At 59.3% G+C, this 24,774-nt stretch carries 23 protein-coding genes and 2 tRNA genes; 17 read left to right on the forward strand and 8 right to left on the reverse strand.

The window, feature by feature from the left end:
• Positions 1-109: 109 nt before the first annotated feature.
• The 10 genes from ftsH to phoR all read left to right on the forward strand — a co-directional run bounded on the left by ftsH (position 110) and on the right by phoR (position 11,726).
• Positions 110-2,005 (forward strand): ATP-dependent zinc metalloprotease FtsH, encoded by a 1,896-nt coding sequence (gene ftsH, locus ABH944_RS28445; protein ID WP_062084650.1) that lies wholly within the window; start codon positions 110-112, stop codon positions 2,003-2,005.
• 197 nt (positions 2,006-2,202) lie between these two features.
• Positions 2,203-3,105, forward strand: coding sequence for a dihydropteroate synthase (gene folP / locus ABH944_RS28450; protein WP_404610544.1), 903 nt, complete (start codon positions 2,203-2,205; stop codon positions 3,103-3,105).
• 74 nt (positions 3,106-3,179) lie between these two features.
• A complete protein-coding gene (gene glmM, locus ABH944_RS28455) occupies positions 3,180-4,538 on the forward strand; it encodes a phosphoglucosamine mutase (RefSeq protein ID WP_404610543.1) in 1,359 nt (452 codons plus the stop codon).
• Between the two features lie 374 nt (positions 4,539-4,912).
• Positions 4,913-5,944, forward strand: a complete 1,032-nt coding sequence (gene pstS, locus ABH944_RS28460) for a phosphate ABC transporter substrate-binding protein PstS (RefSeq protein ID WP_404610542.1) — start codon at positions 4,913-4,915, stop codon at positions 5,942-5,944.
• Positions 5,945-6,036: 92 nt separating this feature from the next.
• Positions 6,037-7,020 (forward strand): phosphate ABC transporter permease PstC, encoded by a 984-nt coding sequence (gene pstC, locus ABH944_RS28465; protein ID WP_404610541.1) that lies wholly within the window; start codon positions 6,037-6,039, stop codon positions 7,018-7,020.
• Positions 7,021-7,028: 8 nt separating this feature from the next.
• Complete coding sequence (gene pstA, locus ABH944_RS28470; RefSeq protein ID WP_404610540.1) at positions 7,029-7,913, forward strand: phosphate ABC transporter permease PstA; 885 nt, start codon at positions 7,029-7,031, stop codon at positions 7,911-7,913.
• A gap of 146 nt (positions 7,914-8,059) precedes the next feature.
• Complete coding sequence (gene pstB, locus ABH944_RS28475) at positions 8,060-8,815, forward strand: phosphate ABC transporter ATP-binding protein PstB (RefSeq protein ID WP_179841341.1); 756 nt, start codon at positions 8,060-8,062, stop codon at positions 8,813-8,815.
• Between the two features lie 61 nt (positions 8,816-8,876).
• Positions 8,877-9,581: a phosphate signaling complex protein PhoU gene (gene phoU / locus ABH944_RS28480; RefSeq protein WP_050382498.1), complete on the forward strand. Its 705-nt coding sequence runs from the start codon at positions 8,877-8,879 to the stop codon at positions 9,579-9,581.
• A gap of 60 nt (positions 9,582-9,641) precedes the next feature.
• A complete protein-coding gene (gene phoB, locus ABH944_RS28485; protein ID WP_097264268.1) occupies positions 9,642-10,349 on the forward strand; it encodes a phosphate regulon transcriptional regulator PhoB in 708 nt (235 codons plus the stop codon).
• Between the two features lie 63 nt (positions 10,350-10,412).
• Positions 10,413-11,726, forward strand: a complete 1,314-nt coding sequence (gene phoR / locus ABH944_RS28490) for a phosphate regulon sensor histidine kinase PhoR (protein WP_404610539.1) — start codon at positions 10,413-10,415, stop codon at positions 11,724-11,726.
• Positions 11,727-11,804: 78 nt separating this feature from the next.
• Here the strand turns inward: phoR and ppk1 are convergent, their stop codons facing one another.
• Complete coding sequence (gene ppk1 / locus ABH944_RS28495; RefSeq protein ID WP_404610538.1) at positions 11,805-13,868, reverse strand: polyphosphate kinase 1; 2,064 nt, start codon at positions 13,866-13,868, stop codon at positions 11,805-11,807.
• A gap of 325 nt (positions 13,869-14,193) precedes the next feature.
• Between ppk1 and ppx the strand changes: the two genes are divergently transcribed.
• Positions 14,194-15,711: an exopolyphosphatase gene (gene ppx, locus ABH944_RS28500; RefSeq protein WP_404610537.1), complete on the forward strand. Its 1,518-nt coding sequence runs from the start codon at positions 14,194-14,196 to the stop codon at positions 15,709-15,711.
• Positions 15,712-15,941: 230 nt separating this feature from the next.
• On the opposite strand, the gene ABH944_RS28505 is transcribed toward ppx, so the two are convergent.
• Entirely contained in the window at positions 15,942-16,784 is an 843-nt protein-coding gene (locus ABH944_RS28505; protein WP_404610536.1) for a GNAT family N-acetyltransferase, read from the reverse strand.
• Positions 16,785-16,946: 162 nt separating this feature from the next.
• Entirely contained in the window at positions 16,947-17,405 is a 459-nt protein-coding gene (sixA, locus tag ABH944_RS28510; protein ID WP_404610535.1) for a phosphohistidine phosphatase SixA, read from the reverse strand.
• A gap of 162 nt (positions 17,406-17,567) precedes the next feature.
• Between sixA and ABH944_RS28515 the strand changes: the two genes are divergently transcribed.
• From ABH944_RS28515 to ABH944_RS28525, 3 genes are all read left to right on the forward strand, one after another.
• Positions 17,568-17,644: transfer RNA gene (locus ABH944_RS28515), tRNA-Pro, on the forward strand.
• A 187-nt stretch (positions 17,645-17,831) separates the two neighbouring features.
• Positions 17,832-18,005 carry a hypothetical protein gene (locus ABH944_RS28520; RefSeq protein ID WP_404610534.1) on the forward strand — a complete coding sequence of 58 codons (174 nt, stop codon included), beginning with the start codon at positions 17,832-17,834 and terminating at the stop codon, positions 18,003-18,005.
• Positions 18,006-18,063: 58 nt separating this feature from the next.
• Complete coding sequence (locus tag ABH944_RS28525) at positions 18,064-18,597, forward strand: Fur family transcriptional regulator (protein WP_404610533.1); 534 nt, start codon at positions 18,064-18,066, stop codon at positions 18,595-18,597.
• A 679-nt stretch (positions 18,598-19,276) separates the two neighbouring features.
• Here the strand turns inward: ABH944_RS28525 and ABH944_RS28530 are convergent.
• The 3 genes from ABH944_RS28530 to ABH944_RS28540 all read right to left on the reverse strand — a co-directional run bounded on the left by ABH944_RS28530 (position 19,277) and on the right by ABH944_RS28540 (position 21,428).
• Positions 19,277-19,552: a hypothetical protein gene (locus ABH944_RS28530; protein WP_404610649.1), complete on the reverse strand. Its 276-nt coding sequence runs from the start codon at positions 19,550-19,552 to the stop codon at positions 19,277-19,279.
• A gap of 109 nt (positions 19,553-19,661) precedes the next feature.
• Positions 19,662-20,360, reverse strand: a complete 699-nt coding sequence (locus tag ABH944_RS28535; protein WP_404610532.1) for a peptidoglycan DD-metalloendopeptidase family protein — start codon at positions 20,358-20,360, stop codon at positions 19,662-19,664.
• A gap of 162 nt (positions 20,361-20,522) precedes the next feature.
• Complete coding sequence (locus ABH944_RS28540; protein WP_404610531.1) at positions 20,523-21,428, reverse strand: aldose epimerase family protein; 906 nt, start codon at positions 21,426-21,428, stop codon at positions 20,523-20,525.
• Here ABH944_RS28540 and ABH944_RS28545 point away from each other — a divergent pair, their 5' ends adjacent.
• From ABH944_RS28545 to ABH944_RS28555, 3 genes are all read left to right on the forward strand, one after another.
• Entirely contained in the window at positions 21,429-21,776 is a 348-nt protein-coding gene (locus tag ABH944_RS28545; RefSeq protein ID WP_404610530.1) for a hypothetical protein, read from the forward strand.
• Positions 21,777-22,001: 225 nt separating this feature from the next.
• A complete protein-coding gene (locus tag ABH944_RS28550) occupies positions 22,002-22,832 on the forward strand; it encodes an undecaprenyl-diphosphate phosphatase (protein ID WP_062084686.1) in 831 nt (276 codons plus the stop codon).
• Positions 22,833-22,910: 78 nt separating this feature from the next.
• A tRNA-Arg gene (locus tag ABH944_RS28555) sits at positions 22,911-22,987 on the forward strand.
• Positions 22,988-23,059: 72 nt separating this feature from the next.
• Here ABH944_RS28555 and ABH944_RS28560 read toward each other — a convergent pair.
• Both ABH944_RS28560 and ABH944_RS28565 read right to left on the reverse strand, forming a co-directional pair.
• On the reverse strand, positions 23,060-24,046 hold the full coding sequence (locus ABH944_RS28560; RefSeq protein ID WP_404610529.1) for a sulfonate ABC transporter substrate-binding protein: 987 nt from the start codon (positions 24,044-24,046) through the stop codon (positions 23,060-23,062).
• 174 nt (positions 24,047-24,220) lie between these two features.
• On the reverse strand, positions 24,221-24,505 hold the full coding sequence (locus tag ABH944_RS28565) for a hypothetical protein (RefSeq protein WP_404610528.1): 285 nt from the start codon (positions 24,503-24,505) through the stop codon (positions 24,221-24,223).
• Between the last annotated feature and the right edge of the window lie 269 nt (positions 24,506-24,774).

Here is a 24,774-nt window from a genome sequence, read left to right on the forward strand (position 1 = left end):
CTTCGTGCTAGTTAAAGGCTATAGCAGGGGTTTGCGGTCTGGATTAGAATGCTTTCGTGGTGCCGCAAGGCGAATGTAGGCGCCCGTCTATGAGTGAAGGAGTGGTGCTTTGAACAACAATATGTTCTCTAAGGCAGCGGTGTGGCTGGTTATCGCACTGGTGCTGTTCACGGTGTTCAAGCAGTTCGACAAGCCCCGCGTCCAGGAAGGTGTTTCGTATTCGCAATTCATGGACGACGCGAAGTCCGGTAAGGTCAAGACCGTTACCGTTCAGGGCCGTAATCTCACCGTTACTCCCGCAGACGGTCAGAAATATCAAATCGTGTCGCCTGGCGATATCTGGATGGTCGGCGACTTGATGAAGTATGGCGTCCAGGTCAGCGGCAAGGCCGACGACGAACCGAACGCGCTGGTTTCCGCGCTGTATTACCTCGGACCGACGATCCTGATCATCGGTTTCTGGTTCTTCATGATGCGGCAGATGCAGGGTGGCGGGAAAGGCGGAGCATTTTCGTTCGGCAAGTCGCGAGCGCGGCTGATTGACGAAAACAATAACGCGATCAATTTTACCGATGTCGCAGGCTGTGACGAGGCGAAGGAGGAGGTCTCCGAACTCGTCGACTTCCTGCGCGATCCGCAGAAATTCCAGAAGCTGGGTGGCCGGATTCCCCGCGGTGTGCTGCTGGTCGGCCCTCCGGGTACGGGTAAGACGCTGCTGGCACGCGCCATTGCGGGCGAAGCGAAGGTACCGTTCTTCAGCATCTCGGGTTCGGACTTCGTTGAAATGTTCGTGGGTGTGGGTGCAGCGCGGGTGCGCGACATGTTCGAGCAGGCCAAGAAGCATGCTCCGTGTATCGTGTTTATCGACGAAATCGATGCTGTGGGCCGTCATCGCGGCGCCGGCATGGGCGGCGGTAACGACGAACGCGAACAGACGCTGAACCAGATGCTTGTGGAAATGGACGGCTTCGAGGCGAATTCCGGCGTGATCGTGATCGCCGCGACCAACCGCTCGGACGTGCTGGACAAAGCGTTGCTGCGTCCGGGCCGTTTCGACCGTCAGGTGTACGTGGGCCTGCCGGATATCCGCGGTCGCGAACACATCATGAAGGTCCACCTGCGCAAGGTGCCTATTTCGAATGACGTCGACGCTTCGGTGATTGCACGGGGTACGCCAGGTTTTTCGGGCGCTGATTTGGCGAACCTTGTGAACGAAGCAGCGCTGTTTGCGGCTCGTCGCGGTAAGCGGATCGTCGAAATGGCGGACTTCGAAGATGCGAAAGACAAGATCTTCATGGGTCCGGAACGTAAGTCTGCCGTGATGCGTGAAGAAGAGCGTCGCAATACGGCATATCACGAGTCGGGTCACGCGGTGGTGGCGAAGCTGCTGCCGCATGCCGATCCGGTCCACAAGGTCACCATCATGCCGCGCGGCTGGGCATTGGGCGTCACGTGGCAGTTGCCCGAACATGATCGCGTGAACTTGTATCGCGACAAGATGCTCGAGGAAATCGCCATTCTGTTTGGTGGCCGGGCGTCGGAAGAAGTGTTCCTGAACTCCATGTCAACGGGTGCATCGAACGACTTCGAGCGCGCAACGAAAATGGCGCGCGACATGGTGACGCGCTACGGCATGTCGGATGTGCTCGGCACCATGGTGTATGTCGACACTGAACAGGACGGCATGTTTGGCAAGATGGCGTCGAAGACGGTATCCGAAGCCACGCAGCAAAAGGTCGATGCCGAAATTCGCCGGATTCTCGACGAACAATACGGTCTTGCCCGCAAGCTGCTGGAAGATAACCGCGACAAGGTCGAAGCCATGACGAAGGCGCTGCTGGAATGGGAAACCATCGACGCAGACCAGATCAGCGACATCATGGGCGGTCGTCCGCCGCGTCCGCCGAAGAATCTGCCGCCGCCGTCGGGTGATCCGTCGTCGGGTGGCGGAAACACCGGCGCGGAAGTCAAACCGGGTAACGCCACGGCTCCTGCTTCAGCCTGACGCGATCCTGAGGCAATTCAGAAGGGGCTGGTGTGTTTTCACACCAGCCCTTTTCCGTTGTGTAGCCCGCTTTTCGATGGCGCCCGGGTGGGGTCGCCGGTTTGGGCCGGCGATTGCCAAGCACCGCCGTATGCGATTCGAATGGCGGACCGATCGGCGTTAAAACATAGCTAATTCATCAGGCCTGCTGGACCACTATGCTGTCTTCGCCTTCGCTGAACTACCCTCACGCTGAAGCTCAACCGCTTCAATGCGGCCGGTTCACGCTGACCTTCGAGCGGCCGCTGATCATGGGCATTCTCAACGTCACGCCGGACTCGTTCTCTGATGGCGGTCGTTTTGTTGCACGCGAGGCGGCGCTCGCACAAGCCGCCGAGATGATTCGTGACGGCGCCGATATGATTGACATTGGCGGTGAGTCGACCCGCCCGGGCGCGCCGCCTGTGCCGCTCGACGAGGAGCTCGAACGTGTGATCCCCGTGATTGAAGCGTTGCGCTCGGCGGGGGTACCGCTTTCCATCGATACCTACAAACCCGCAGTCATGCGTGCAGCGCTGAACGCAGGCGCGGACATGATCAACGACATCTGGGGCCTGCGCCGTGAAGGCGCACTCGATGCCGTCAGGAACAGCGCGTGCGGGATCTGCGTCATGCACATGCTCGGTGAGCCGCAGACCATGCAGATGCATGAGCCTGTGTATAGCGACGTTGTGATGGAGGTGCGGGAATTTTTCGAGGAACGGCTTCGCACACTGACGGGCGGAGGAATAAGCGCAGAGCGGATCTGCCTCGATCCCGGCTTTGGGTTCGGCAAATCCGTGATCGATCATAATTACGCCTTGCTGGCGCATTTCGCCGAGACGCGGCCCACGAATTCGCGTGTCCCGCTCTTGGCCGGAATGTCACGCAAGTCGATGCTTGGCGCGGTGACCGGGCGAACGCAGCCGGTCGAGCGCGTGGCGGCGAGCGTGGCGGCGGCGGTGTGCGCGGCCGAGCGAGGCGCGGCGATTGTGCGTGTGCACGACGTCGCGGCTACATCGGATGCTTTGAAGGTATGGCAGGCGGTACGTGCCGCTGCCCATCCTGTTTTGACAACATAGACTCCGCGAACGCATCGCGAGTGTTGGAATTCACAGTTCGCGCTTAATTTTTGCGCAAGGATAAAAACGGAACAATGGCACGTCGATATTTTGGAACGGATGGCATTCGAGGCAAGGTCGGTGACGCGCCGATCACGCCCGATTTTGTGTTGCGGCTGGGTTATGCAGCAGGGAAAGTGCTGGCGGGAGCAGACCGGTGGGCGCAGCGCGGCAGCCGCCCGACCGTGCTGATTGGCAAGGACACGCGGGTGTCGGGGTACATGCTGGAAGCGGCACTGGAGTCCGGCTTTTCGGCGGCGGGGGTTGACGTGATGCTGGCCGGCCCTATGCCGACACCGGGCGTTGCCTATCTGACGCGGGCATTGCGCCTGGCGGCGGGCGTGGTGATCAGCGCGTCGCATAATCCGTACTACGACAACGGCATCAAGTTTTTTTCCGCCGACGGCAACAAGCTCCCGGACGAAGTCGAGTTGCAGATTGAAGCGCAACTTGACGAACCCATGTCCTGTGCGCCGTCCGAATTGCTGGGCAAGGCACGCCGGCTGGACGACGCACGCGGACGCTACATCGAATTCTGCAAGAGTACCTTCCCGGCCAGTTTTGACCTGCACGGTCTCAAGCTGGTGGTCGACTGCGCTCACGGTGCGGCGTACGACGTCGCGCCGCAGGTATTCCACGAGCTTGGTGCGGAAGTGGTGACGATCGGCGTGTCGCCGAACGGCTTCAACATCAACGACGGTTTTGGCGCCACCGCGCCCGACGCGCTCGTGCGCGCGGTGAAAGAGCATCGTGCCGATATCGGCATTGCGCTTGATGGCGATGCGGACCGCCTGCAGGTCGTCGATGCCTCGGGCCGGCTCTACAACGGCGACGAGTTGCTGTACGTGCTCGTGAAGGATCGCATTGCGACGGACGGGCATGTGGACGGGGCGGTCGGCACGCTGATGACGAACATGGCCGTGGAGGTCGCGCTGAAGCAGGCGGGCGTGCAGTTCGTGCGCGCGGCCGTGGGCGATCGCTACGTGCTCGAGAAGCTGCGCGAGAACAACTGGATACTGGGTGCTGAGGGGTCGGGACATATCCTGTCGCTTGACCGGCATTCCACGGGCGATGGCATTGTTTCGGCGCTGCTCGTGCTTGCGGCAATCAAGCGCGGTGGCAAGGCGCTTGCCGACTTGCTTCAGGGCGTGACGTTATTCCCGCAGAAGCTGATCAACGTGCGGATGAGTCCGGACGCCGACTGGAAGAGCAGCGATGCCATCAAGCGGGCGATTGCGGAAGCCGAGGCCGCGCTGGAATCGCATGGCCGGGTGTTGATTCGCGCGTCGGGCACGGAGCCCGTCTTGCGCGTGATGGTGGAGGCGGCGTCGGAAGCGGACGCGGTCGCGTATGCCGAAAGCATAGCGAAGGTCGTGAAGGACGCGACAACCTGAGCATAGCGAAGGCGCCGGGACTAATAACGCCACGGCTTGCGCCGTGGCGTTTTCACATGGGAGTGCATGCGAGCCACAGCCGCCGTCGATTGCAGGTATCGAAGTATTTAAAAAGAACGATCATCTCCAAAAAATTGCAGCATCCAGGTCTCGACATAACAAGGCTCTGTTAAGCCAGGAAATGTTTGAAAGCAATCTGTTGAAATCGCCTCTATGGCTTTGCCGTCAAGGCTCCGCAGCCAAACCACCACACCATAAACTTTCGTAATCGTAAGCTCGTTGTCACGCTGGTTTCATCAATAGTCATCGGACTGTCACATTGAGCCCCTATCCTTCGCGGTGTCGAGCCACTTGCTCACAACCCTGGAGATCACATGAAATTGATGCACACCGCGCTCGCAGGCATCGTCGGCGCAATGTTTGCGATGTCGGCTCAAGCTGCGGACATCACCGGCGCGGGCAGTACCTTCGCTGCACCGATTTACACGAAATGGGCCGATACGTACCAGAAGTCGGGCGGCGGCAAGGTTAACTACCAAGGTATCGGTTCCTCGGGCGGCATCAAGCAAATCATCGCGAAGACGGTGGATTTCGCTGGCTCGGACGCACCGCTGAAGGACGACGAACTGGCAAAGCAGGGGCTTTTCCAGTTTCCGACAGTGGTTGGCGGCGTAGTTCCGGCGATCAACGTGCCGGGCATCAAGGCGGGCGAGATGACGCTGTCGGGTGAAGTTCTCGGCGACATCTACCTCGGCAAGATCAAGAAGTGGAACGACCCGGCTATCGTCGCGCTGAATCCGAAGGTGAAGCTGCCGGATACGGACATTGCTGTCGTGCGCCGCGCTGACGGTTCGGGCACGAGCTTCATCTGGACGAACTATTTGTCCAAGGTGAACCCGGAATGGAAGAGCAAGGTGGGCGAAGGTTCGACGGTCAACTGGCCGACTGGCACGGGCGGCAAGGGCAACGACGGCGTCGCCGCGTTCGTTCAGCGTCTGCCGGGTGCTATCGGTTACGTGGAATGGGCGTACGCTAAGCAAAACAAGATGACCTACGTCGACATGAAGAATTCGTCGGGCGCCGTGGTCGAGCCGAAGACGGAAACGTTCAAGGCAGCGGCAGCGGGCGCAGACTGGTCGAAGTCGTTCTACCAGATCCTGACGGACGAGCCGGGCAAGGACGCATGGCCGATCGTGGGCGCGACCTTCGTACTGCTGCACACGACGCAGGACAAGGAAGCGCAAGGCGCGGAAACGCTGAAGTTCTTCGGCTGGGCATTCAAGAACGGCACGCAAGCAGCAAACGAACTCGACTACATTTCGCTGCCTGATTCGGTGATCGCCGAAATCGAAACGCAGTGGAAAGCAAAGGTGAAGGACGCGTCGGGCAAGGCAGTCGTGCAGTAAGCCGCATTTAGTACGCGGTAAGCAACAAGCATCTGGCTTCTTGGCCTGTATTGCCGCGCGGCATCCGCCGCGCGGCCCTTCCGAAGGTTCCCATGTCGGACATCAACCTCGCATCGACTCCGCCAGCCAGCCGCGCTCAACGCGCTCCGAGCCGTGTCGGTGATATCGTTTTCGGTGGGCTTACACGGCTTTCCGCCGTCGTCACGCTGCTGCTGCTGGGCGGCATTATCGTGTCGCTGGTGGTAGCTTCGCTGCCTACACTTCAAAAATTTGGCCTCAGTTTCCTCTGGCGCGCCGAGTGGGATCCGCAGACCGATAGTTTCGGCGCGCTCGTTCCTATCTACGGCACCATCGCAACGTCCATCATCGCGCTGATCATCGCCGTGCCGGTGAGCTTCGGCATTGCGCTGTTCCTGACCGAGCTCGCGCCCGCGTGGCTGCGCCGGCCGCTCGGCGTGGCAATTGAACTGCTCGCCGCGATTCCGTCGATTGTCTATGGCATGTGGGGCCTGCTGGTCTTCTCGCCCATTTTCGCGACGTATTTCGAAAAACCGCTGGGCAGCCTGCTCGGCAATGTCTGGTTGATCGGCCGCTTTTTCCAGGGGCCGCCTATCGGTATCGGCATCCTGTGTGCCGGCGTGATCCTGGCGATCATGATCATCCCGTACATCGCTGCCGTGATGCGCGACGTGTTCGAAGTCACGCCGGTCTTGCTGAAGGAATCGGCGTACGGCATTGGCTGCACGACCTGGGAAGTGATGTGGAAGATCGTGCTGCCGTTCACGCGAACCGGTGTTATCGGCGGCGTGATGCTTGGCCTCGGCCGGGCACTCGGCGAAACGATGGCGGTGACGTTCGTGATCGGCAATACCAACCTGCTCGACAACGTCTCGCTGTTTTCCCCGGGCAACAGCATTACCTCGGCGCTTGCCAACGAATTCGCCGAAGCGAGTCCGGGCCTGCACACGTCGGCGCTGATGGAGCTCGGCCTGATCCTGTTCCTGATTACGTTCATCGTGCTTTCGCTCTCCAAACTCATGCTGCTGCGCCTTGAAAAAGGGGAGGGTGGCAAGTGAACCAGCCCATGACTCAATTCCCCGGCTCCGGCAATCCGGAGCGGGAAGAAGCCACGCGCATCAAGTTGCAGCGCCGCCGCCGCGGCAAGAATGTGGTCGCGTTGGTGTTGTCGCTGGCTGCGATGGCGTTCGGCTTGTTGTGGCTCGTGTGGATTCTGTTCACCACGGTCAAGCTGGGCATTGGCGGGTTGTCGATCGACCTGTTCACGCAGAACACCCCCCCGCCTAATACCGATGGCGGTGGTTTGCTGAACGCGATTGTCGGCAGCCTGATGCTTGTGCTGCTCGCGACGTTCGTTGGCACGCCGCTCGGGATTCTTGCGGGCGTGTATCTCGCCGAATATGGCGACAAGCGCTGGCTCGCAAGCGTGACGCGTTTCATCAACGACATCCTGTTGTCGGCGCCGTCGATCGTGATCGGCTTGTTCGTGTATGCGCTGGTGGTCGCGCAAATGGGGCGCTTCAGCGGCTGGGCCGGCGTGATCGCGCTGGCTTTGCTGCAGATCCCGATTGTGATCCGCACGACCGAGAACATGCTGCGTCTGGTACCGAACGCGCTGCGTGAAGCAGCTTTCGCACTCGGCACACCGAAGTGGAAAATGATTGTCTCGATCACGCTGAAGGCGTCGGTGAGCGGCATCGTAACGGGCGTCCTGCTGGCTGTTGCACGTATTACCGGGGAAACCGCGCCGCTGCTCTTCACGGCGCTGTCCAACCAGTTCTTCTCGTGGGACATGAATCAACCGGTGGCCAACCTGCCCGTCACGATCTACAAGTTCGCGATGAGCCCGTTCCCACAATGGCAAGCGCTCGCGTGGGCTGGCGTGTTCCTGATCACGCTGGGCGTGCTCGGCCTGAACATCCTTGCACGCACGATCTTCTCGAAAAAATAAGGCGGAATCATTCCATGAACACAGTCGCAAGCGATGTGAGCGCCCGGAGCGCTAATCCGGCCGCCGGCGGTGACACCTCCCCGGTCGAGCGCGGTGCCGCGCCCGGCAGCTTCAAGCCGGCCCATCACGCGCCGCCGGCCGGCTCCATGAAACCGAAGATCGAGGTGAACAACCTCAACTTCTTCTACAACAAGTTTCATGCGCTGAAGAACATTAACCTGCGGATTCCTGAACATAAGGTGACGGCGTTCATCGGTCCGTCAGGGTGTGGCAAGTCCACGCTGCTGCGCACGTTCAACAAGATGTACGCGCTGTATCCGGAGCAACGTGCGGAAGGCGAGATCCTGATGGACGGCAACAACCTGCTCGATACCCGCCGCGATATCTCGCTGCTGCGCGCGCGCGTGGGCATGGTGTTCCAGAAGCCGACGCCGTTCCCGATGTCGATCTACGACAACATTGCATTCGGCGTAAAGATGTTCGAGCAACTGTCGCGCTCGGAGATGGACGACCGCGTGGAATGGGCGCTGACGAAAGCGGCGCTCTGGAACGAAGTGAAGGACAAGCTGCAGCAAAGCGGCTATGGCCTGTCCGGTGGACAACAGCAGCGCCTGTGCATTGCACGGGGCATTGCAATTCGCCCGGAAGTGCTGCTGCTCGACGAACCGTGTTCCGCGCTCGACCCGATTTCGACGGGCCGCATTGAAGAATTGATCGCCGAACTGAAGGACGATTACACGGTGGTGATCGTCACGCACAACATGCAGCAGGCGGCGCGTTGTTCGGACTACACTGCTTATATGTATCTGGGCGAATTGATTGAATTCGGCGATACGGAAAAGATCTTCATCAAGCCGTCCCGCAAGGAAACGGAAGACTACATTACCGGCCGGTTTGGTTGAGTGGCGCGGGCTGAGCCTGTCGCCAGGTCATACAGGCTAAAAAAGGACTTCAGGAGCACATATGTCCGATAAACATTTGTCGAGCCAGTTCGACGCCGATCTGAATGCGGTGTCGTCGAAGGTGCTGGAAATGGGCGGTCTGGTCGAGTCCCAGATCATCAACGCCATGCAGGCGCTCAATACGTTCGACATGGATATTGTCGAGGCCGTGATTCAAGCCGAGACGCGCCTCAACACCATGGAAGTCGAGATCGACGAGGAGTGCAGCAACATCATCGCGCGCCGTCAGCCCGCCGCGCGTGACCTGCGTTTGTTGATGGCAATCTCGAAAACGATCACGAATCTCGAGCGCGCCGGCGACGAAGCCGAAAAGATCGCCAAGCGTGTGAAGCGCATCAACGAAGATGGCATGGGGCGTAACGTCAACATCGCGGAAATCAAGTTGTCCGGCGAAATGGCGGTCACTATCCTGCGCCGCGCGCTAGATGCATTCGCGCGCCTGGATACCGTCGCCGCCGCGCAAATTGTTCGCGACGACAAAGCCATCGACGAAGAATTCCGCGCGTTCGTGCGCAAGCTGGTCACGTACATGATGGAAGACCCGCGCATGATTTCAGCAGGCCTCGACTACCTGTTCATCGCCAAGGCGGTTGAACGGATTGGCGATCATGCGAAGAACATTGCCGAATTCATTATTTATATTGTGAAGGGAACGGATGTCCGTCATGTGTCGCGCGATCAACTCGAACGTGAAGCACTGAGCTGATTCTTTTGTGATCCAGATGTTGGTTATTTAACTTACGCGAAGAAGGTTACAGAGGTGCCGATGCCCAGCAGCATTCTCGTTATAGAAGACGAACCCGCGATATCCGAATTGATTTCGGTGAATCTGCAACACGCGGGCCATTGCCCCATTCGTGCTTATAACGCGGAACAGGCGCAAAACCTGATCAGCGACGTCTTGCCCGACCTGGTGCTTCTCGACTGGATGCTGCCGGGTAAATCCGGCATCGCCTTTGCGCGGGAATTACGGGGCAATGAACGCACGAAACATATTCCGATCATCATGCTCACCGCCCGCGGCGACGAGCAGGACAAGGTGCTCGGCCTTGAAATTGGTGCGGATGACTATGTGACGAAGCCGTTTTCGCCCAAGGAGTTGATGGCGCGGATCAAGGCGGTATTGCGCCGGCGCGCGCCGCAACTGACCGAAGACGTGGTCGCTATCAATGGCCTGCGTCTCGATCCGGCAACTCATAGGGTGGCGGCGCATTCGAACGGCCATGCCGACGATATCAAGCTCGATCTCGGACCGACCGAGTTCCGCTTGCTGCATTTTTTCATGACGCACCCTGAACGCGTGCATAGCCGCACGCAATTGCTGGATCAGGTGTGGGGCGATCATGTATTTGTGGAAGAGCGGACGGTGGACGTGCATATCAAGCGTCTGCGCGCAGCATTAAAGCCGGCGGGTTGTGATGCTATGATTGAAACGGTTCGTGGCAGTGGGTACCGGCTAGCCAAGAGTGCTTGATAAGAGCGAATGAAGCCCGAGACCAATCGTGGTCACGTGGCAATAATCTCGATCCGCTAATTCATGAATATCATCTGGACGCGTTCCCTCGTGTCCCTCGCGTTGCTCGCGGTATTGAGCGGGATCGTCGGCGCGCTGTTCGGAGTGCGCGTCGCGCTCTGTTTTGCGCTTTTCATGCTGGTTCTGCAAACTTTTTTCACTACCTTTCATACGCAACGCCTCTGGCGTTTGCTCGACGCGCCCGTGTATGGCGAAGTGCCAAGCGCGCCGGGCGTATGGGGCGAGATTTATTATCGGCTGCATAAGCTTGCAAAACGCTGGCATGCGCAGGTGCGTCAGGTCGAGCAACAGCATTCACGGTTTATCCAGGGTATCCAGGCGTCGCCGAATGGCGTGGCCATGCTCGACGACAGCGACCAGATAGAGTGGTGCAACGCTATTGCTGAGACCCATTTCGGGCTGGACGCCAAGCGCGATCTGCGCCAGCACATCACGCATCTTGTGCGTCAGCCGGACTTCGTTCGTTACCTCGCTTCACAGCATTACGAGTCGGTGCTGGTGATGCGAGGAATGGGGCTGAACCGGCAGCATGTGTTGTCGGTGCAAATATTCCCCTACGGTGAAAACCGGAAACTGATCCTGACTCAGGACATCACGGAACTGGAACGAACCGATTCCATGCGCCGCGATTTTGTCGCGAACGTTTCGCACGAGTTGAAGACGCCATTGACCGTGCTGTCGGGCTTTCTTGAAACCATGCGCGAGTTGCCGCTGAACGAATCCGACCGCGCGCGTTATCTGGAGATGATGGAGCAGCAGTCGTCACGCATGCAGAACATCGTTCGCGATCTGCTCGTGCTCGCGAACCTGGAAGGCGATGTCAAACCACCCAGCGAAGACGTTCTCGATATGCGCGCGGTGCTGCGCCATCTTCATGAGGACGCCGATAATCTTTCGAATGGCCGGCATCGAATTACGTTCGATGCTGATGAAGCGTTAACCGTGTCAGGTTCGGAAACGGAGATTGTCAGTGCGCTCGCGAATCTGGTGACGAATGCGATTCGCTATACGCCGGATGGCGGAACTATCGACGTATCCTGGCAGCGCATTCGCGACCGGGCTGTGTTTTCAGTGCGCGATAGCGGGCTCGGCATTCCGGCGGAACATATTCCGCGTTTGACTGAGCGGTTTTATCGTGTCGACAGAAGCCGCTCGCGCGATACCGGCGGCACGGGCCTTGGGCTTGCGATCGTGAAGCATGTATTGCAACGGCATCTCGCCGACCTCGAAGTCAAGAGTGAGGAAGGACGGGGAAGCACCTTCTCGGTCAAGTTTTCGGCCGCGCGTACGGTGTTGAGAAAGTCGATCGCCGCTTGAGGGGATTTGAAGCGGAACGTGAAGCGGCTTGAAGTGCCTGGAAACAGTGCGTCTTCAAGCCGCCGATACATCAAGACATCAAGAGCAGAACTTCGCGAGCAGGCCCAGTTGCGCATTGCGCATCGACTTGCCGGGGCGCCGCCGCTTGTAATGCCCGTCGCTTTGCATGAGCCATGCCGACTGGTTATCACCGAGAAATGCTGACAGTCCTTCGGCAATGACGCGCCGTTTCAGACGCCGGTCATTCACCGGAAACGCCACTTCCACGCGCCGGAAGAAGTTGCGGTCCATCCAGTCCGCGCTTGACAGGTACACCTTCTCTTCTCCACCCGCATAAAAATAAAAGATGCGGTGGTGTTCGAGAAAACGTCCGACGATGGAGCGCACCGTGATGTTCTCGGACAGGTCTTCCACGCCGGGTTTCAACGCGCAGACGCCACGCACGATCAGGTCGATTTTCACGCCCGCCTGAGACGCCTCATACAACGCGATGATGACGGTCGGTTCGAGCAATGCATTCATCTTGGCGACAATTCGCGCTTTCTTTCCTGCACGCGCATTGTCGGCTTCGGCACGAATGGCTTCGATCAGATTCGGGCACAGCGTAAAAGGTGCTTGCCATAGCTGATGCAGGCGCAGCTCACCCCCAATACCGGTGAGTTGCTGAAACACGTGATGCACGTCTTCACAGACTTCCTGATCCGACGTCATCACCGCGAAATCGGTATAAAGCCGCGCGGTACGGGGGTGATAGTTACCCGTGCCCAGATGCACATAACGCCTGAGCATCATCTTGCCGTTCTTCGAAACCCGCCGCACGATCAGCATCATTTTCGCGTGGCATTTGTGGCCAACGACGCCGTACACCACGTGAGCGCCGACGGCTTCGAGTTGCGACGCCCAGTTGATATTCGTCTCTTCGTCGAAGCGGGCGAGCAACTCCACCACCACGGTGACTTCCTTGCCGTTGCGCGCGGCTTGCATCAGCGCGTCCATCAGCGGCGAGTCGGTGCCGGTCCGATAGATGGTTTGCTTGATCGCGACCACTTGCGGGTCCTTGGCTGCCTGCAGCAGCAACTCGAGCACTGGTTGAAAACTCTCGTACGGATGGTGCAGGAGGATGTCGCCCTGATCGATGGCATCGAACATATTCGAGGCAGCGGCAATAGCCTTCGGCACCGCGGGAATATGCGGCACGAACTTCAGGTCCGGCCGGTCGACCATCTCGGGCAACTGCATCAGGCGCACGAGATTGACCGGCCCGTTCACACGATAACAATCGCGGTCGTTCAGTTCGCTCTCGTCAAGCAGGCGCCGGATCATGTGCGGTGGCGTCTCGGCGGACACTTCCAGGCGCACCGCGTTACCCAGGTGACGCGCGGGCAGTTCGCCCTGCAGCGCCACGCGCAAGTTGGTGATTTCGTCTTCATCGACGAACAATTCGCTGTTGCGGGTGATGCGGAACTGGTTGCAACTGCGCACGACCAGATGCGGAAACAGCGCGTCGACAAAACGCTGCATCAGCGAGCTCAGCAGCACAAAGCCATGCGGATAGCCCGACAGCGCCTCGGGCATGCGCACGAGCCGCGGCAGTGCACGTGGTGCCTGCACAATGCCCATCATCGCCTGGCGGCCGAACGCGTCCTTGCCTTCTAGCTCGACCACGAAGTTCAGGCTCTTGTTCAGCACGCGTGGAAATGGATGCGCGGGATCAAGGCCGATTGGCGTCAGCACCGGCAGCAACTCGTTCTGAAAATAATCGCGAGCCCAATCTGTCTGGGCTTCGCTCCACGATTCCACGCCGTGAAAGTAGATTCCTTCGCTTTCCAGCGCGGGAAACACGGTGTTCTGAAGCATGGCGTATTGCTGATGGACCAGCCGATGGGCGCGTTCGACCACGAGGTCGTACACATGTTGCAGCGACATGCCGTCGGGCGAGAGCGAGCCCGGGTTGTCGCGCATTTGTTCCTGCATGCCCGCCATGCGGACTTCGAAAAATTCGTCCAGGTTGCTGCTGGTAATACAGATGAAGCGGAGCCGTTCGAGCAGCGGAACGGCGGTATCGGCGGCTTGCGACAATACACGTTCGTTAAAACCCAGAATGCCCAGTTCGCGATTGAGAAGGGGATAGCGTAAGGACATCGATAGTGTTGGCAGTCAAAAAAACAGAATGTGCAAGGATCGCTCGGAACGCACCACAATATGATGACGTTTTTGTGAAATCATGGTGTCATAAATCTAACGCAGGCCTCCGGTAAGGTTGATTCTGGCAAGATTCGCCTTGTTCCGTCTATTAATCGAATCATCGGCGCACTTTGCTGCATTGGATTATTTGCCAGACCAGCACAGTCGTCCGCTTGGACTTAAAATTGGCGCGCTGCTGCGGCTCGGCGTGTTCAAATGCTGCCCGCACCGCTTGGAGTTGTAAGGCGCTAGCGGGCACAACCCTACGGAACCTGGAAAATCGATGGTCAACCCCCCTCATCTTTTGGCAGCCGTAGATCTCGGATCGAACAGCTTCAGGCTGATCGTCGGACGCGTCGAGGAGACGCCTTCCGGCAGCCCGATCTATCAGGTCGACGCGCTGCGTGAACCCGTGCGGCTTGCTGCGGGTCTGTCACGGGACAAATTTCTCGATCGCGCTTCGCAACTGCGTGGTTGGGACGCCTTGAAGCGGTTCGGCGAACGGTTGCGGGACTTTCACCCTGATCACGTGCGGGCGGTCGCGACCAACACGTTGCGCGTGGCTAAAAACGCTGACGAATTCCTCGCTGAAGCGCAGAACGCGCTCGGCTTTCCGATTGAAGTGATTGCCGGGCGGGAAGAAGCTCGCCTGATTTATGCGGGCGCGGCGCATTCGGTCCCGGCCAGCGCGGGAAAGCGGCTGGTGGTGGATATCGGTGGAGGCTCGACGGAATTTATTATCGGCTCGCACTATACGCCTATTCATATGGAGAGTCTGTATATAGGCTGCGTGAGTCATAGCCGGCAGTTTTTTGCCGCCGGTAATGTCGATGAATATTCAATGCGGCAAGCCGAACTCGCCGCCAAGCGCGAAATCGAGATTATCTCGAGCGAATACAAACAGACGGGCTGGGATCAGGCAATTGGGTCATCGGGTACGGCGCGCGCGCTGGCCGAGCTGATCGAAGCAAACGGTTTCAACGATCCCGGTATCACTCACGGCATTTCGCGCGGCGGGCTGGAGCGGCTGAAGAGGGCGCTGATCAAGGCCGAGAACGTGAACCGGCTGAAGCTGATCGCGCTGAAGGCCGACCGGATTCCGGTGCTGGCGGGCGGCTTGTCGATCATGCTCGGCGTGTTCGAGGAACTGGGCATTGAATACGTCGATACGACCGACGGCGCGTTGCGGCTGGGCGTGCTCTACGACCTGCTGGGACGCACGCAGCATCAGGACATGCGCACGGTGACGGTGGAAGGTTTCAAGCGGCGCTATTCGGTGGACGGCGAGCAGTCGGACCGCATTGCCGGGCTGGCAATCAGCTTCTATGAACAGCTGGAAGCCCGCGACGTCGATGCTGAACGGCGGATTGAAAATCAAATGTTCCTGGGGTGGGCGGCTGCATTGCACGAGATAGGACTGTCCATCTCGCACAGCGCCTATCACAAGCATTCTGCGTATATCGCGAGTCATGCGGACATGCCCGGGTTCTCGCGGACCGATCAGGCCCGGTTAGCCGGTCTGGTGCTGGGGCATGTCGGGAAGTTGGGCAAGCTTTCGCAGGCCCGGGATGTCGACTGGACCCTGCTGTTCTGCCTGCGGCTTGCGGCGCTGCTTTGCCGGCGGCGGGCGGATGTCGGGCTTCCGGCCATTCAGGTCGCTCTGGCCAACGGCGGGTTCGATGTGCGTTTGCCCAACGACTGGGTGGCGCTCAATCCGCTGACCGACTACAGCCTCGTTCAGGAAGCGGCCGAGTGGGAGAAGATCGGCAAGCCGTATCGGGTGGTTTACACGGGCGTTTGAGAATCGCAGCAGGGGCGTGGCTTCGCGCAGGCCTCGCTCCTCGCTTCCTATGTCGCGATGCGAAAGTAGTACGGACTTCGAACTTATCCTTGCGCTTGAATGAATTGCCCTTCACACGTTGTTGATGCGGCGTCACGGTGCATCGCAGTTCGTCGCGCCGGCGGTGTTGATCTGATCGTTATTGCCGGCGCGCTGTGTCTCTTGCGTTTTTCTATTGCTCGATAGCGTTTTCAGTCGGCCATGAAGTGGCGCGCGTAACGATCACCTATCTCCGATATACGCAGCAACGTCAGGAAGTCTGCCGTATTGAAATCGGGGTCCCACGCCGGCGCGCCGCAGATTTTCGCACCCAGACGCAAATAGCCCTTCAACAAGGGCGGCGGTGCTACCGTGGCACCCGTTCGCAGTTCCTGCACCGGCAACGGCGTATGCGCAAACGCCCGGTATTCCGGCGACGTCAGCGCTTCTTTTTCCAGCCCCTCGTACAGGTCCGCGGCGTAGTGGCCTCCGTCGGCCATTGCAACGCTCGCGCAGCCCAGCATGGTTTCATAGCCGTTCTGTTTCATGTACGCCGCGAGGCCGCCCCACAACGACATGATCACGCCGCCGCTGCGGTAGTCCGCATGCACGCACGAGCGGCCGAGTTCCACCAGCTTCGGGCGCAGATGCGCGAGACGGGACACATCGAATTCGCTCTCGGCGTACAGGCGTCCGGCTCGCGCCGCCTGATGGGGCGGTAGCACACGATACGTTCCCACCACCTTCAATGTGTTCAGGTCGCGAACCAGCAAATGGTCGCAAAAGGCATCGAATGCATCGACGTCCAGGCCCGCCGGGCCCTTCAGTTGTGCGCCCATCTCGTCGGCGAACACGCGGTAGCGAAGGCGCTGTGCTTCGCGCAACTCCGCTTCGGAATGCGCCCACGATACGCGCAGCCGATGTTGCTCCGTCACGGTCTCTGCCGCATTCGGCAAGCGCCTGCGGAAGTCGCGGAGGTCGGTCACGTTCGAGCCACCCGACCCGCTCAGTCCATTCGATGTGCCCAATAGGGCGAGCGTCGTCGATTTCTGCATTGGCAACCCCCAAGTGGATTTGGCTGACGTATTAATGTCAGCCAATGTAAGTATTCCGAATGACGCTCGCATGGCGCGAGCATGACGATTCAATGAAGCGTCACCGCGAAGCCACGGTTTTGCCGCCTTGGGGGGCGTTTTGTCTCTTGCTGCAGTCTTTTGCTACAGTAAATCAGGACTGGTGACCGCGCGCAGCACGACCTGGTCGTCGCCGGCGCGGGAGCGTTGCTGGAACCACCAGATACCGCCTTTCTTCAGGGTCCATTCGGCTTCATGGCCGGTCATCAGCGAAGCTGCAACGCGCCCGAGCGTCGGCTGATGTCCTACCACCACGACTGTCTCCGCGATGCCGCGCGGCCATTGCACGGCATCGAGCACCGCTTGGGCGCTGGCGCCCGGCGCCAGTTCCTTCACGACGCGATACCCGTCGCCAAACGCTTCCATCGTCTGGATCGTGCGCGTGGCCGGGCTGACGAGAAACACCGTATCGTCGTCTAACCGGCTCTTCAGCCACTTCGCCGCTCCCTGAGCCTGCTTGACGCCGCGCGGGGTCAGTTGGCGTACGAGATCGCTCGCTGCCTGGTCTTCTGCTTCGGCGTGGCGCCAGAGAATGAGGTTCATTGAATGTCTCCTTTGGTGATGCGCGAGGTTTTCACGCGGTCTTCGCGCGGTTTGCAATTTGGACCGGCGAAGGCCGCGAACGTGCTACGGCGTCGGGATCGACTCAAGCCAGATAGTTTCGATTGCGCGGGTATCCGTAAAACGCTATCATCTCGTTCTTGTCGGAGCGTAGCGCAGCCTGGTAGCGCATCTGATTTGGGATCAGAGGGTCGAAGGTTCGAATCCTTTCGCTCCGACCACGTTACAAATGAAGGGGTCACGAGTTTAACTCGCGACCCCTTTGCCATTTGTGGCGCTGTTCCATTCACACGGCGCTTGCCGCCACAGCCGTCCCGCGTTTCCGGTTCTCTCGCAAATCCTCAATATCGTTTAATCTTCTGCGTTCACTCTTCGTATTCGTATCTGAACTTCATTTCCGGGCCGTCCATGCCGCGTTTCGCCGCTTTGTTTATCTGCTCCCTGATCCTTTCCGCGTGTGCCGACGCTACCGTGCCTCATCACACACCGCCGCAAGACCCGCCTGACTACAAGGGCGTGCCCACCGATACCACGCCGCCCGTCATGATCATCGCGCCGGCCAAACCCGATCAGCCCGAATGACAGCCGTGACGCCGCGCGCCCGGAGCCTGGCCCTTATGGCGCAGCGTATAATCCGCCTATGAACACGCCCGCCAACGACGCCCAGTCTCACACCGACTCGTCCGCCGACGCACTCCAGGCGGCCGTCACGATGGCCGACGACTATTGTCGCGAGCGTGGCCAGAAACTCACGCCTATTCGCCGCACCGTGCTCGAGTTGCTGTTGGCCTCGGGCCGCGCGACCAAGGCCTATACGCTGCTCGATGAAATGCGGGCAATGCATCCGAACGCGTCGCCGCCCACGGTGTATCGGGCGCTGGATTTCTTGCTGTCGGCGGGGCTGATACATCGGATCGAATCAATCAACGCGTTCACCGTCTGCCACGACCTCACCCATTGCCAGCACGGGGTGCTGATTGTTTGCCAGCAATGCGGCCGCGTGACCGAGTTGCAGCAGCAAAAGCAATTGCGCCAGAGCCTGATGTCGCAAGTCGAGGCGAGCGGGTACAGACTGGCCGGCGACGACATCGAATTGAAGGGTATATGTCCCGCATGTCAGGCCGCTGAAGACCCCAGCGCGCATAAGCACGATCACGACCACGCGTCTCACTGAGCTTCGCGCACACCGTATAAAAGCGCAGCTCGCGCAAAAAGGCCGTTTCCGACACCAGTCCGAAACGGCCTTTTGTATTTTTGTATTCCTAGATGGCTTGGAACGCCGCTCTGCCGGTTCCGCATTGCTCAGGCGTCGTGTCCCCCGGGCAGAAATCAGGCGCCGCGCGCTGACGCTAAAACTGACGGATCAAACGGGGCGAAACCCCGATGCGGGCACACCGGGGTTTCTGACCCGCGAGGACTGTTCGCGCAGAGAATCGCGGGCTGAACCCATTCTAGGGTGCATCAACCGGGCTGATTGTGATCACTTGTATCAACGCGTAACCCAATGTGCACGGACGTTTTCGGCACTTAAGCCTGCCTGGTCAACGAAGGCCGTGGCACGTAATTACTACGGTCAAAGAGCGGGCATGACGGGCGTGTTATGCGAGTTTCTTGCTGAAAAGGTATCATCAGTCCTCCTTGAAGCCGATTTCCGATAATGACCTCGTTGTGGATTTTCCTCTCCATTTGTCCGATCGCACTGGGTTCGTTGCTCGTGTTCGCCTCGCATATCGACCCATTGTCTGGTCGCTGGCGCGGCGCACAGTTGCTCGGCTCACTGGGGCCGCGGGCAAATCAGGTGGCGGGTGACCGGATTGCGCGCCTCGGCACCTCGATCAGCAAATACGCTAGCGCTATTGCTTGCAGCGAATCACCATCGATCGGTTCTTGACGTTCGCGCCAAAAATTCCCGCCACCGTTCCCCCCGACGTCGCACCGTTGTCGACATCTTTCGACACCACGTCGTAGCCGTACGAGCCACACATCTCGCCCGCCTTCTTATAGCATTCCGCCCAGCTCGTACTCGCGTCGCCGCCGCTGCAATTGATTGCAAAACCGGTGTCGCCGGACGGCAGATAGGTCATCTTCGCCGAGTTGGCGCAGCCCGCGAGTGCCAGCGCAGCCGTCATTACAGCGACCGTTGCGGCTGCCTTTCCAAGCGTCGTGGTGCAAACTTGCAACTTCATTGATTCTTCCCTGTGTTTGATTAAGTACGCCCGCCTTTCATTGAGCGGTGCGTTATCGTGCCGGCAGATAGCGCGACGGATCGATCGAACTACCTTTGTAGCGCAATTCGAAGTGCAGCATCACGCGATTCGTGTCGGTGTCGCCCATTTCCGCGATGGGTTGACCCTGCGTGACACTCTGGCCCTCTTTCACGAGCAACGCGCGGTTATGCGCGTAGGCGGTCAGATAGTCGGCATTGTGCTTCACAATCAGCAGGTTACCGTAACCGCGCAACCCATTTCCTGCATAGACTACCGTTCCGGCGGCCGCTGCCACGATTTGCGTTCCGGAGGCGCCGGCAATGTCGATACCCTTCGAATTCTTGCCGTCGAAACCGCGAATCACGCTGCCTTGCGTTGGCCAGATAAGCGAAATGCTGGTGGCCGGAGTGATCAATGCAGACGATGACGGCGCCGAATCCGATGTATCCCCGCTGCTGGTGCGAGGGGGCGGCGCAGAAGACGTGGCCGCCGTCACGCTGCCCGCCGGCGGCGCCACCCGCAGCACCTGGCCGACTTCGATTGCATTGGGGTCGGTGAGGTTGTTCCAGCGCACGATGTTCTGCACCGATGTCCGGTTCGCACGCGCGACTTTAGACACCGTATCGCCCCGTTCAACTCGATAAAACCCTGGTCCGACCGGCGCTGAGCCGCACGCGGCGAGCACTGCAATCAATGACGCGCAGGTCAGCCGTCGAATTATTTTTCCCAAATCCAAAACCTCGCAAAGCGCCGCAGAAACCGAACCCGCTGCGGCAAACAAAACAGACCGCGTAACGGCGAAATGTCTGATTTTACCGTCCCGGCACCGCAGCCCTCAGAAGCGGCCGGCGTCGCCGCTCGCTACCGCTTGCTGCCGCTACGGTTTGTCTCCTCATGCAGCCGGCGAAACGGTCAGCCGCAGTGCCGCTGTTTCGGTCTTTCCCGGGGCGAGCCAGCGCAGTCCGTGGCCGTTGTGAATGGCATCGGGAAGTCCGACCCACGGCTCAATGCAGTAGAAATCCGACGTAGGCGCTTCGGTCCAGGTCGTCACCGCGTACCAGGGCACCGAGTCAGGGCGTTGCAGGTCGAAATTCACGGCGCGCTTCAAACCGGGCGTGACAAGCCGCACCGGGTGGTCGGAGGGGCCGGTGAAGCAGTGGAATCTATCCAGGATGTTGGCGTTGTCCAGCGCGTAGCGCGCCGCGCCCGCTTGCGGGTCGGTGATTGATCCGTCATCGAGTTGCCGGCGGGTTTCCGTGCGCGGCAATTCCAGGCTGCTGATGCCGCGCTGATCGTGCGGCAGCACGAAGTAGAAATGATGGCCCGAGTAGTAGGGTAGCGGCACTTCGCCGGGGTTCGACGTGGTGAGCTGAACATCGAGCGTCACGGCATCGACCAGCCTGTACGCCGCTTCGAAGCGAAATGCGAACGGATAACCCTGGCGCGTGAAATCATTGTCCACGAGCGTCATTCGCACGCCGTGGCCGTCCGCGTCCTTGCGATGTTCGAACGGCAGGTTGCGCGCGAAACCGTGCATGGGGAGTTCGTGCACGACGCCTTCCGGATCGCGCCATTTGCCGATCTCGCCATCGACGAAATGGCGGCCGAGAAACGGAAACAACAACGGATTGCCGCCTCGGATCTTGACGAAGTTGGACCAGTCCGGCGCGGCCGGCCAGAAGATGACGGGCTCGCCACCGACGCGCCACGTCATCAGTCGCCCGCCCGCGCGCGGCGCGAGTTCGAGAGCGGCGTCGTCGAACATGATTTCCAGGATGTCTTCAGGCTGGGATGACATGTGGGTGGTCTCCTTGATCAATGGGCAAACTGCGGTGGTCAAGTTGCGGGTTCGAACCAGGTGTTCGAACCAGCAACGAACAAAGGGTGCGGCGCAACGGGCGGCTCAATTCTACGGGGAAACCCTTTTCGGGAAATTGCGACTGACACAGTCACTTTCATTGCGCTGATAATGCAAACGCGATGTAACGCGTATGAAACATTTTTCGACCTTGACGATCTCACATCGATCAAGCTGGTCCTGCCGAACGACGAGGATGATATGGATCTGGCGATGATGTTTGGAGTGTTCATTTTTGGCACGTTCGGCGCTGGCACGCTGCTGTTTTTATACAAGCTGCGGCCATGACGCTGGTGTGACGCAAGCATACAAAAAGCCCGTTCTTACAACGGGCTTTTTTATTTATTACAAAATAATAGTATTAAGCAAACGATCTGCTTTCGATATCGAAAGGCATCACGCAAATGCTTGGCGCTGCTTTTCGTGACCGGCATAATCGGCCCGGTTTGCTTGGCCATTTGCTGCACCGCCGCGGCTATGTGTCTGTCGCCAATAACGAAAGAGGATCGAAGCGTGACTTTGTGGTTTCTGATTTTTCTAAGCGTACTCCAGGGTGTGACTGAATTGTTCCCGGTCAGCAGCCTTGGACATACGCTCCTGGTGCCCGGCCTGATCGGGATGCACATCGACAAACACGCGCCGCAGTTGTTGCCGTTCCTGGTCGCGTTGCACCTGGGTACGGCGCTCGCACTGCTGTGGTATTTCCGTAAGCGGTGGGTTGCGCTGATCAAGGGGTTTATCGGCTCACTGGGCGGCCGCAAGAACGCTGATGGCCACATGATGTGGGCGCTGATCATCGGCACGATTCCGACGGGTATCGTCGGGCTGGTGCTTGAAAAGCGTCTTGAAGCCTTGTTCCACGACCTGCGGATCGTCGCGGCCGCGCTGATGGTGAACGGCGTGCTGCTGTGGTTTGGCGACCGGCTGACGCGTGCGCGTGCCGAGCGTGCGCCCGAGGATCTCACGTTCAGGCAGGCGTTCCTCGTGGGGCTTGCGCAGATTGGCGCGCTGATTCCGGGCTTTTCGCGCAGCGGCCTGACGATTATTGCGGGCGTTGGCGCCGGGATGAGTTCCGAGAAGGCGGCGGAGTTCTCGTTCCTGCTGGGTACGCCGATCATCTTCGCGGCAGGCGTGCTTGAGTTGCCGAAGCTGTTCCACGCACCCGATCAACTGTTCGATGCCGTTCTCGGTGGCGTGCTGACGGGAATCGCGGCGTACTTGAGCGTGCGTTTCCTGATGCGTTACTTCGAAGGCCGCGGCCGGCTGGCAGCTTTTGGCTTGTATTGCGTGCTCGCGGGCGCGTTCTGTCTTGGCTGGTTCATGTTGCATCCGCAACCGGTTTAAAGCGCATTGAAGCATGCGAGGTCCCGGAATGAGGCCTCGCATCCTTTCGATGAGGTAAAATCCTGGATTACCTGCGACGCGGCAGTAGCTCAGCTGGATAGAGCATCGGCCTTCTAAGCCGAGGGGCGGGGGTTCGAGTCCCTCCTGCCGTGCCAGAACATCGGGTTCATCTCAACGTCTCCGGCGTGTGCCTGACGGAACCCGACATCTCTCGAATGGACGTTCGCCTACCGCGCAGTCAGCGCGTCCTGGTCCCGCCACACGTTGTCCTTCACCGTCACCGCCTTCGGAATCAGCTTCGCGCGATAGAACATATCGGCAACGTTCTGCTGGGTCGTGACAATCTTTTCGTCGATCGGCGTAGCGCCATACGGCACGCGGCGTACCCAGGTTTCCACCAGCCCCGCATCAAGTCCGATTTTCGGCGCGAGCAACGCCGCCGTGTCTGCGGGGTGCTGCATGACCCATGCACCGGTTGTCCGCAACTGCTCGATCACGGCACGCACCGCCTGCGGATTTTGTGTGGCGAAACTGCGCGTGGCCTCGTAGAAGCTGAACGGCTTCGACAAGCCCGTGTAGTCCGCAAGCGTGCGCACGCTCAACGCCTTCTGTGCGGCGGCGTAATACGGGTCCCAGACGATCCATGCATCGACATCGCCGTTTTCGAAGGCGGCACGGGCGTCGGCGGGCGCGAGATAAACCGGCTGGATATCGTCGAGTTTCAAGCCTGCTTTCTGCAGTACCGCAAGCAGCAGGAAGTTCGAACTTGAGCCCTTTTGCAACGCGATGCGCCGGCCTTTTAGCTCGGCCGGAGAGTGAATCGGCGAATTGGCTTTGACGAACAATGCCTCGTTGGTTTCGCCGCCCGGCTCGGCGCCGACATAAACGAAGTTCACGCCCGCAGCTTGCGCAAAAATGGGCGGCGGTGCGCCCGTATAGCCGAAATCTATATTGCTTGTATTGAGTGCTTCGAGTAATTGCGGCCCGGCGGGAAACTCATACCAACTGACGGTATAGCCGAGCGGTTTGAGCTTTTGTTCGAGCGAACCCTGGGCCTTGAGCACGGCCAGCAGGCCGGCCTTCTGAAAACCGATCCGCAATTGCTTGGCGGGCGCGTTCGCCGGATCTTGTGCCGACGCAGACAACGGCAACAACATGAATGCGGCAGTGACCCATGACAGTAATGAAGATAACGACAAGCCCGGTTTTTTCATGGCGATTTCCGTGGGAGAAGAGATATCGCTGACCATAACGGCGATGGGTTTGCGCGTCGAATAAGCGATGCTTCGAAGCTAATGACGGAATACGCGAAACGGAAAGGCGAAAGCATTCGACGATAAAAAAGGGCAGCCGAAGCTGCCCTTGATTCACGACGGGTTGCGACCAGTCTAAGGTGCGAGTTGCCGGCATAACAACACCAATGTGAGCAACGCGGCAATCCAGAATGCACCGCCGATAGCAGTCATGACGCGCGGCCAGATTGACGGCTGCGTTGTGTCCTGCGCGTGAGGGATATAAGACCGTCCTGAGCGCTCCGAGCGTTCAGGACGTCTCGCCAGCATCCGGTCCATGACGATCAAGCCTTTGGGCGTCGCCATTGCGCACGCGATAATGGCGATGCATAGCCACTGGTAGAGCGTAGGTGTCCGGGTGGTAGCGAGAAGGGTGTCCATGATCGGTTGTGAAGCGGAGTCGGCAAGTTTCTGATATTAGTTTTCTGTCGCCAATGGTCCTATGAGACATTTCTGAGATAACCCTGGATGACACTGAAAATCACGTTACAGGGTCATTTGGCGGTCATTGGACGCTTGCAAAGTCCTGATGTCCTCATGCTATCCTCGACGCCAAATGAGGGTTAATGATCAGCAGACGCGGCCTGTTTCTGACACGCGACGCCGGCAATTGCCGCGAATAATCGTGTAGCGCGAATGCTGCTGATACC

It is taken from the genome of Caballeronia udeis (genome assembly GCF_044909315.1).
Taxonomy (GTDB): Bacteria; Pseudomonadota; Gammaproteobacteria; order Burkholderiales; family Burkholderiaceae; genus Caballeronia; species Caballeronia udeis_A.